This is a genomic window from Nocardioides sp. Root240 (genome assembly GCF_001428825.1).
Lineage (GTDB): Bacteria > Actinomycetota > Actinomycetes > Propionibacteriales > Nocardioidaceae > Nocardioides.
The window spans coordinates 666,972-676,859 of record NZ_LMIT01000001.1 but is presented as its reverse complement, the minus strand read 5'-3'; the positions used below and the strand labels follow the sequence as shown (position 1 = coordinate 676,859).

The following is a 9,888-nucleotide window of genomic DNA, read 5'->3' as shown; positions in this document are numbered from 1 at the left end:
GGTGCTGCCATGACTCTCATCCTCCATGGATTGAGAGCCTCCATCAGACCCGGGGCGATTCACCCACTGGACTCAAGAGCAACAACCCGGCGAGCCACCGCCGCTGCGGCTGGCCGGCGCCCCGCAGACGGGGCTCACCAGCGACGAGGTCGCCCGGATCGCCAGCATGGCGACTGCGGCCCGTGCCGCCTCGACCCGGAGGATCTACCGCTACGCCTGGGGCGGCTGGGAACGCTGGTGTCAGCGCCGTGGGATTGGTGCCCTGCCTGCCGACCCGGCCGCGCTGGCCTCCTACCTGATCGAGCGCGTCGAGGCCGGGATCGCAGTGGTCAGCCTCGGCCCGGTCTGCAGCGCGATCAGCTACGTCCACGACCAGCACGGCCTGCCCAACCCGGCCAACGACCCCATCGTGCGGCAGGTCCGCGCCGGACTGCGCCGCACCCACGGAATCTCACCCCGACGCCAAGCCCGTCCCCGAGCTGCGTCAGATCCTCGATGCGATCGACCACGCCACCGTCCTCGGTGCCCGGGACGCAGCCCTCCTGCTGCTCGGCTACGCCTCCGCCCTGCGCTGCAGCGAGCTGGCTGCGCTCACCCTCGCAGACATCGAGCGCAAGCCCCGCGGCCTCCTGCTCCACGTCCGGCGCTCAAAGACCGACCAGGACGGCACCGGCGAAGAAGTAGGGGTCGTGCAGGGCGACCAGGCCGCTACCGACCCGGTCATCGCCCTCGACAAGTGGCTCGACCACCGCGGCACCGCACCAGGTGTCCTTTTCGTCCGCCTCCGCGGCGGCAGCGTGTCCGACCAGCCCCTCGCCCCGCACACCATCTCCCGGATCGTGCCCGCGCCCAGCAGGCCGGTCTGCCCGCAGCCCGGATCACCGGCCACTCGCTGCGCGCCGGGCACGCCACCGCGGCCTGGGCCGCTGGCGCCCCTCTCGACCGGATCGCCGCGCAGACCCGGCACAAGGATCTCGCCGTCCTCCTCAACCGTTACATCCGACCCGTCGAAGCACTTGCCGCCACGACCAGCCGTGATCTCGGCCTGTGACGACGGCCGACGGCCGACGGTTGGCCGACGGTCGGACGGCGGTTGGCGAACGTCAGTAGACCGGGTCAACGGTCAGCGCGACCGCGATGATCGTCCGCAGTGCCGACGTGTCACCGTCCACACGGGCGGCATGGCACGCGGAGTGGAGGCCGTCCATGTCGGCCTTGCTCCAGTCGAGGCCACGACCAGACTCCGCAAGGAGCTGGGCGAAGAACTCACGCTGAGCCCGGCCGTTCCCCTCACGGAAGGGGTGGGCGAAGTTGAGGTAGTCGTACAGATAGGTGACCTCGTCGACGAGCTCGTCGGCACCTACGTCGCGGAGCAGGTGACTCTCGGCAATCCGGGCGGCGACGTGGGCCACCGGGCGCTCGATGTCCAACGGCGGGACGAAGGAAGTGTCCTCACCCTCGCCCTTCGCGATGCCGACGGTCCGCAGGTCCCCGGCCCACTCGTACACATCCTGGAACAACTGGAGGTGGAGGCGCTGCAGGTGAGCCAGATCGTACGTGCGTGACACAAGGCCTCGTTGCGAACGCAGCTCGGTCAGCCGGAACTCGAGAAGGTCGTTCTCGGCGGCGCGCAACGCCTCCGTAGTCGTCGCGCCGACCTTGTTCCGCAGCACGGGCGACCCCGGAGCGAGCAGGTAGCCGTTCCAGCGCGCCTCGTGGTCGCCGACCTCCCACGGGCGGGGTGGGATCACGACAAGCCGTAGCGGCTGCGGACCCGCTTGCCCAGCTGCTCGATGTCGATCTCGCCCCGGACGTAGGCGTCCTGATCGGAACGGGTCGCCTCCGTGCTGCGCGAGCCCTCCAGCTCCGAGGAACGCCGGGCGTCCTCGACCGCGCGCTTGCGGCGCTCGACCTCGGTGATCTCAACAGACATTCTCGGTGCTCCTCCTCGCTCGTCCAGTTTACCCGCCACGACAGACATCAGCCGGATGGCGCGAACACGCGCCACGGCACAAGTCACGGGAGTCCCGCGCGGTCGAACTCCTGTTGCAGCCGCGGGCGGCGACGGTGGGTCTCGCGCAGGTCGGCGATGAAGTCGTCGACCTCGACCGCTCTGTCGGTCCCGTCCGCGACCTTGCGCATCTTCGCCAACCGTCGTGCGGCGAGTCGGTAGTGCTGTGCACCAGCCTCGACCAGAGCCGTCTCGACCAGGCGCCGATGGATCGGCAGCGTCGCGAGGGGGTCGATCTTCTCGTATGCCTTGACCAGTTCGTTCCACGTCTGGTCGCTGTCGAGGGCAAGGGAGTGCGCGAGCTCCCACGCGAACGTGGGTTCCTTCAGCGTGAGAAGCGCGAACAGGACCGCGTCGCGCGGGATCGCAGACAGTGACGACAAGACCTCATCGCGGTAGTCAGCCCATCTCTCGCCTGCGGCGTTGTGCAGCTGCGTAGCCGTGGACGACGAGGGCCAGCGGCGGAACACCCTGAGGCGGGCCTCGAGCGTTTCCTCCGGGCGATGCTCCTCGAGGAGGCGGCACCAGTAGTCGGCGGCCTTCAGCGACTGGTGGCCGCGGTCGAAGTCGGTGGCTTGTTTCGCCCAGTCGATGGCGCGGTCGATCTCGCCGATCTCCTCGAACGCCTCGGCGGTGTCCTCCAGCCAGGCAGCGACCTTCCTGTCTCTTGCATGCGTGCGGATGATCGCGTCGATGTCGTGGTCGAGGACCGCGAGTCGCTGCGCGTTCCAGTCCAGGGTGAACCACTCATGTGAATGAGCCGACCTCCATCGCTCGTCCGTGGGCGGACGCGGACCGAGTCTTGCCTCGACCTCTGCCAACCGTCTGCGGTATGACGCGATCCCGACCTCGCCCAGCGCGGGCGCGTAGGCAACCGGATCGAGCTCGAAGTAGTCGACATCGTTGTCGTCGAACTGGAACTTCATCATCCAGTCGACGAGCTTGTTGACCGGTACCTTCGCAGCTGCTGCGGCCCTCGGATGGAGAACCAGCAGACGACGGCACGCGTTTCCGATGATCCCCGCGGAGTCGTCCGCCCGGGCGATGACCTTGATCGCCGATGCCAGCGCCTGGTGGGTCACGGCATAGATCTCTGCCGGATCGTTCGTCGCGATCGCTGCTTCGAGGACGTCGACTCCTTCGTGCATGTCGCGTCCGTGAGCGTTGGCCGCGCTGTAGCGATGCAGATCAGCGCGAGTGCGGATCAACGGGAGGACTGCATTGGCCAACGAGGTCACACTCGCGATCCTGCCAGCGACCGCGATGGCGCGGCCCGGTGGCATCGACGATGAAGCTTGAACCACTCGCCAGAAACTCAGCACATTCGTGTCGATCGCGGCACCCGCCACGGATCTTGACGATCGGTGCCGACTCCTCCGGGTTTGCTGCTGTTGCGGCCGGGCCGTCGTGCCTGACCTGCATGACAAGTCATGCACCGAACCACGGCAGCCCCGCGGGCATGGCCAGCTCTCGGGCGTCGAGGAGCTTGCCACCTACCTCGGTGTGGCGGTCCGGACATGCCGGGCGGTTCGATCTGGCATTCCGGGGGCGGGCAGCGAGGGCTCGCGCACTCCATGCCGAGCTCGTGGTCCATGAGCCATCGATCATCGAGCCCAACCCCGCCCATGCGCGCGAACGGTGTAGCGCGAGGACGCGAGCCCCAGCCTGGTCAAAGTCCCGCTCAAGCGAGGTGATGGAGCGTGCGAGCATGACTAATTCCAATCGATCATCCGAGGCGCGGCAGAGACCCCGCGTCCTCCTTGTTCTCGTTGCCTTCGTAGTGGCGCTCAGCGGTTTCGTCGTGGGGCTCGGGGGTGCGCCAGCAGACGCGTCCACGTCGCCGGGCACGCTCGTCTTCATCAAGGAGCACAACGTCTGGATTGCCAACGGGGACGGGTCGGGTGCCCGTCAAGTCACGACCGGAGGGACCGCTTCGACGCCGTGGATCTCGCCGAGCGAGTCTGACAGCGGCATCATCGTGGCCGCCCGCGGCAACCTGATCCATCGAATGGACCAGTTCGGGACGATCCTCAGCACGATCGATCCACCGACGGTCATGAGCTCAGCGAATGAACCCTTGGGCCCACGCCCCACGAAGGTCGCGATCTCGCCCGACGGTGGAAAGATCGCCTACACCTACGCGAAGTACTCGTGCCCGCCCGGAGCGGCTTGTCGGACACGTTGGACGACAGCATTCACCGCGGCCAACCGGCTCACCTCGCCCGATGTTTCGGGGCTGACCTTCTACGACAATCCGTACTGGGTCACCAACGATCGTGTGCTGGTCAACAGCTGGCTCACCCAGCACATCCGACTCTTCGATCTGGGCCGCGGTGACATCTACTGGTTCGACGAGAACGTCTACACCAGCGATGACCGCAACCTCGCCGACATGGAGCTGTCGCGCGACGGTCGTTACGGCGCCGCAGTCCGTGACGACGACGAGCACAGCCGCATCATCTGGTACTCCGTGACCGGCAACGTTCGCGACGGTGGTCGCCCGCCATTCCCGACGCCGCTGTGCCAGACGAACGAGGCGTCGGGGTTCAAGAGTCCGACGCTGGCGCCTGACGGGTCAGCACTCGCCTGGGAGGAGCCCGACGGCATCTGGGTCAAGCACGACCTGGACGACTGCAGCGGCGGGTTGGCGTTGCTCATCCGGGGTGGGTCCCATCCGTCGTGGTCGCCGGCGACGCTTCGCACGAGCCGTCCCTCGTACCACTTCAGCCTGGTCGCCAAGCCGAAGATTAGTGGAACGGCCAGGACGGGACGCACGCTCACTGTCTCGACGGGAACATGGACGCCGGTGCCCGCGTCCTACAGCTACCGCTGGTACCGCGACGGCAAGCCGATCGCGAAGGCCGCAAAGAGGATGTACAAGATCACGAGCAAGGACCGAAAGCACACGATCACCGCGAAGGTGACCGCGCGTCGGTCGGGCGTCCCGGCCAAGACCGCCACCGCCGCTTCGNNNNGGCGCCGATCCACCCCGGATCGGCGCCGCCGTGCTGCTTGAAGTGTCGTCCCAGTCCGGCCCCAGCGAGTCGCTGCACGATGAACGTGAACGACAGCAGAGACCGCCTGCTGTCACGACGACGAAGGCTCGCACGATGACACAGACGACCATGCCCCCGCTGATGCTCCCTGGTCAGGCGGCCGCTCCCGCGGGGCCCGCCGACATGACGATGATGTACGTCCTGCACCACGCGTTCCGGAGAGACCTGGCGGATTTCGTCGCTGCCGCCCAACGGACTCCGGCGGCAGATCGCGCTGCCTGGCAGCGCCTTGGGGCGCGCTGGACTGTGTTCGGTGAGCTGCTGCACGATCACCACACCAAGGAGGACGACTACGTCTGGCCCCTGTTGGTCGGCAAGGTCAGTGCCGCTGGCGACGCCGAAGCCCTGCAGGTCCTCGAAGACATGGAGGAGGAGCACGCGTCGATCGACCCACTGATGGAGGCCTGCTCAGACGGCTTCGACCGACTGTCGGAGGCGGCCGACGAGGACGCGCGGGCGAGTCTTGTGGTGCGGCTCGTACGCACGCAGGAGAACCTCGACGGTCACCTGGCGCACGAGGAGAAGGACGCAATCCAGATCCTCCAGAAGTACGTCAATGGCAATGAATGGGCGGAGCTGGAGAAGACCAAGCTTCGGGGCGGCATGTCGTTGGCGCAGGTCAAGACGATGGTGCCGTGGGTCTACAAGGGGCTTGCGCCGCAGGCGGCGGCGCAGGTCGACCGCGTCGCCGGTCCGCCGTTCCGGGTGATCCACGCGTTGGGGCGGCGCAAGTTCGCTCGCGGCGAGCGGGCCGCGTTCGGCGGTTGATCAGAACCGGTGCTGGGCGCGCAGAGCCTCGAGCCAAGCCGACACGCGATGGAACCCCCACTTGTCGCACAGGTGCATCGCGTCGTCGGCGTGTCCGGCGGCGGCCTCCAGGTCTCCGGTCGCCGCAGCGGCAAGCGCGAGGAATGCATCGACTGGTCCCATGATCGTGGTCGATCCGGCTGAGCTGATCCGTCCTGCGTACGGCTTGAGCCACCGATAGGTCCGGGCGGCGAGAGCCGACTCGCCGAGTCCGAGGGCGACCTCGCCGGCCAGGCAGTGCTGGATGACGCCCATGTAGTCGCGATCGCCGGGCTCGACGAACGTCGCATCGAACACCTCTCGCGCCTTGGAGACATCGCCAACGCGGAGCAGCATGGCCACGACGAACGTGTCGACAGGCACCGTCTGGTTCGCGATCAGCTGCGTAAGCACCGCTGACAACTCGTCAAACCGTCCCTGCCAGAGCACTTGGACCGACTTCAGCGCCGCCGTTGCGTGATCCATGTTCGGAACGGTGACCCTCTGAGCCAGCTCGATGACGTGGTCAATGCAGACCTCTGCGGCCTCGTCTTCGCCGCTCAGCAGCAGCATCGGAGCCCGCAGCATCTCCAGGATCGTGACGGCGGTGAGGATGCCATGCCTGCTGGCCAGCTCGATCGTCGGTCCGATCAGCTCGCGGCCCTCGTCGACGTGGCCGAGCTCGACCAGCACGATCGCGAGAAATGCCCGGCACGTGACCTCCAGGTGCACGTCACCCAGTGCTGTCGCGATCTCGTGCCCCCGTCGGATCGTCGACAGCCGCCACTCGGCGGTGGCGGGCCGCCAGCGCGCGGAGAACGCGAGCTGCAGGGCAACCACCAACAGGCGCGGATCGGCGATCCGCTCAGCGATCGCCAGCGCCTCCTCGACCAGCGCGTCGGTTTCTGCAGGGGGCGCCAAGTAGTACGCCTCCACCGCGAGGCACAACATGGCGCGGCAGCGGAGCTCGCTGTCACCAGCTGGCAGGTTGTTGAGCGCTCGTCGCAGTGCTGCCACCAGGTCGTCCTGCACGGTCCCGTATGTCCGGGCGTGCCAGACAGCACCTTCGACCGAACCCACCGACGCCCGGGCAGCCAGCTCGGGCTCGCCCATGCGTTCGGCCGTGGCAATCGCCTGGGTCACCGCCGCCGCGGCGCCGGCCCAATCGGCCGCCACGCGGCGAGCGCTGGCGAGTTGCATGAGAAGTTCGTAGCGCTGGATGTCGGCCGACGTCGCATCGAGCCGCTGCGACTCGAGCGCCTGTGCGAGCAGCACGGCGGCCTCCTCCGTGGCGTGGACCTCACGCGCCGCCTCTGCCGCCGAAACCGCAGCCCGCCAGGCGCGCCCGGCGTGGGCGTAGCCCGCCTCGCGCCAGTGATAGGCCAGCGCGCTGCGCTCGGATGCTCCGCGCAGCTGCCTGGACTCCAGGGCTCTGGCCACCCGGGCATGCCATTGCTCCACGACGACGGGGCGCATCGCTCCCAGTACGGCTTCGCGCACGATCGCGTGTGCGAACGCCAGACGGCCGTCCGGCTCGGTCACCAGCAGCCCGGCGGCTTGCGCGGGTGCCAGCCGGTCGATCAGCGATGCATCCTCGACGTGCGCCGCCGCCGCGACGAGTGAGGCGTTGACGACGCGGTCGACGACGGCGGCAGCCTCGAGGAGCTCTCGTGTGGGCGCCGCCAACGTGCGTACGCGTTGTGCGACCAGTTCGGACAGTGGCGCCGTGGCGGCACCGCCGAGCGGGTCGCGGGATCGAGCGACCTCCGAGAGGAAGAACGGGTTGCCGCCCGTGCGCTCCTGCAAACGTCGGCCGTCGACACCTTCTGCTCGCGCGCCGGCGACGTGGGTGACCAGCATTGCGGACTCGGTGGCGTCCAAGCCGACCAAGTCGAGGCGGGTGGCGTCGGCTCGGGCGAATGCATAGCCCAGCTCCAGGGTGGCACCCGAGCCGTCGTCGGGGCGTTGCGTGACGCACAGCAGGATGCGCTCACGACCCCCGTGCTCTGCAAGGTGGCGCAGTACCCGCAGGGTCGAGGCGTCGGCCCAATGGACGTCCTCGATCGCGATCATGAGTGGTGCGACTGCGGCGGCCTGTCGAAGCGCCTCGGCGATCGCCTCGTTCATGAGGAACTGAATGGCTGCCTGTTCTGCCGTGGAGTCCTGCACCGTCGCCGCGAGGTCGGGGACCTCCACCTGGCAGACCTCGGCCACGGCGCGCAATACCTGCTGCCAAGCCCACAGCGGTGGTGCTCCGTCGTCAGGAGAGCAACGCCCCTCGACATGCACGAACCCGCGGTGGGCGGCGAGGGTCGCCAGCTCTCGGGTCAGTCGCGATTTGCCGATACCGGGCTCGCCCACGATGTGCGCCAGCTGTTGCCTCGCACCGGCGGCCCTGTCGAGCGCCGCCTCGAGGGACCTGATCTCGGCCCGTCGACCGACGAGTGGCCATGGGAACGACGGGATCGACCGCGGAGGAACCGAGGCCGCCGAGACGACCGCCGAGGGTGCCCGCTCGACGAGCGAGGCGTCTTGGCGCAGGATGTCGCGCTGGAGCGCTTGGACCTGCGGGCTCGGGTCGATGCCGAGCTCGTCGACCAGCACGTCCCGGAGCTGCTGGAGCGCGGCGAGGGCGTCGGCCTGCCGGCCGGCCCTGGTCAGTGCCACGGCGTGAAGGATCCACAGCTGCTCGCGCAGCGGGTGCTCTGTCGTCAGGCGTTGCAGGGTGGGTGCGGCGGCGGCGTGGTCGCCCACGGCCAGCTCGATGACGCATTGCTGGGTGCGGGCTGTCAGGAGCAGCTCACGTAGTCGTTGCCGTTCGGCCTCGACCAGTTCGGTGTCTCCCAGATCGGCGTACGGGCTACCGCGCCAGAGTGCCACTGCCTGCGCCAGGTCGTCGTGGCAGGCGCGCAGCGACTCGTGGTGCTGGGGCGCGGCGACCGGGCGCTGGGTTTCGGGTATGACCCGCAGCGCCGTGGTGGCCCGCTCGACTGCCGTCGCCAGGACCGCGACATCCGTACCCGCCCTGCCGAGCCTCAGGGCGTACCCGCCGGGCGCCGTGACCAGGATGGAGGGTGCGGTGCGCGGCGCCCGCGACGGCTCGAGAAGTCGCCGGACCGAGGCGATGTAGCCGTGCAACGTCGTGGTCACGCCCGACGGCGGGCTGTCGTGCCAGAGCGCGTGGATGATCCGGTCGGTCGAGACAGGGTGGCCCTCCCCGAGGGCGAGGACTGCCAGGAGCGCGCGCTGCTTCAGCGAGCCGAGGTCGACCTCCTGTCCGGCGACCTTGATGGTCGTGGGTCCCAGCACACCGACATGGACGGCGGTGGTCGTCACGCGGCACTCCCTTGCTGGCAACTGACGGTTACGTTCTATCGCAGATAGACTGTAACGCCCTACACTCCGTGAATGGCTCAGAACGCGGAAGTCCTCGGCGACCGCCCGGCGCCCGGCCGGCTCGAGGGCTTGCGCATGCTGCTCAACACCGACGACCGGTTCCACGGGTTCGACCGGTTGGACGATCTGGAGCGGCTGCCTCTATTTCTCCTGCACTACGGCGTGCTGTTCGAGGGCGAGACGCTGACTCGTCGCGACGTGGCAGCGCTCCGTACCTTCCGCGACGCGTTGCGCGGGTTCCTGGTCGAGCCGGACGAGGAGGCGGCGGCCGCGCTCAACGCCGTCTCGCAGGCGTACCCCCTCGTCGTCCGCGTGGCGGCTGGCGGCACGTCTTCGCTCCAGCGGTGCGCTCCCGGCGAAGCGGGGGACCGCGTGATCGCCCGGCAGATCGAGACGTTGCACCGGGCGATCGAGGACGGCCGCTGGACCCGCATGGGACGTTGCGGGCGCGAGGACTGTCAGTGGATCTTCTACGACAGCTCGCGCAACCGCTCGGCGCGGTGGTGCAGTGCCGATCCGTGCGGTGACGTCATGAAGACCCGGGCCTGGCGCGAGCGGCAGCGCGCCCGCTGACCCAGTCGTCTCCCAGTGATCCCCAAGGTGAGGCATCGACCCTTGTGACCGCGGGCGCCGTGTGTG

The 9,888-nt window shown here is 68.6% G+C and carries 6 protein-coding genes; 2 read left to right on the top strand and 4 right to left on the bottom strand.

The annotated features are described in order from the left end of the window. Positions 1-1,103 precede the first annotated feature (1,103 nt). From ASE20_RS03085 to ASE20_RS03075, 3 genes are all read right to left on the bottom strand, one after another. Complete coding sequence (locus tag ASE20_RS03085) at positions 1,104-1,751, bottom strand: Fic/DOC family protein (RefSeq protein WP_056893029.1); 648 nt, start codon at positions 1,749-1,751, stop codon at positions 1,104-1,106. Next, entirely contained in the window at positions 1,748-1,933 is a 186-nt protein-coding gene (locus ASE20_RS03080; RefSeq protein ID WP_056893028.1) for an antitoxin VbhA family protein, read from the bottom strand. Before ASE20_RS03080 ends, ASE20_RS03085 begins: the two co-directional genes overlap by 4 nt. A gap of 83 nt (positions 1,934-2,016) precedes the next feature. Further along, positions 2,017-3,360 (bottom strand): DUF6880 family protein, encoded by a 1,344-nt coding sequence (locus ASE20_RS03075; protein ID WP_225869017.1) that lies wholly within the window; start codon positions 3,358-3,360, stop codon positions 2,017-2,019. A gap of 1,626 nt (positions 3,361-4,986) precedes the next feature. Here ASE20_RS03075 and ASE20_RS03065 point away from each other — a divergent pair. Beyond that, positions 4,987-5,835 (top strand): hemerythrin domain-containing protein (locus ASE20_RS03065; protein ID WP_235538753.1); only part of this gene is annotated, 849 nt, incomplete at its 5' end. Here ASE20_RS03065 and ASE20_RS03060 read toward each other — a convergent pair. Beyond that, positions 5,836-9,189: a BREX system ATP-binding domain-containing protein gene (locus ASE20_RS03060; RefSeq protein ID WP_056893025.1), complete on the bottom strand. Its 3,354-nt coding sequence runs from the start codon at positions 9,187-9,189 to the stop codon at positions 5,836-5,838. Positions 9,190-9,261: 72 nt separating this feature from the next. Here ASE20_RS03060 and ASE20_RS03055 point away from each other — a divergent pair, with 72 nt between their 5' ends. Further along, positions 9,262-9,822 (top strand): CGNR zinc finger domain-containing protein, encoded by a 561-nt coding sequence (locus ASE20_RS03055; protein ID WP_056893024.1) that lies wholly within the window; start codon positions 9,262-9,264, stop codon positions 9,820-9,822. Positions 9,823-9,888 lie beyond the last annotated feature (66 nt).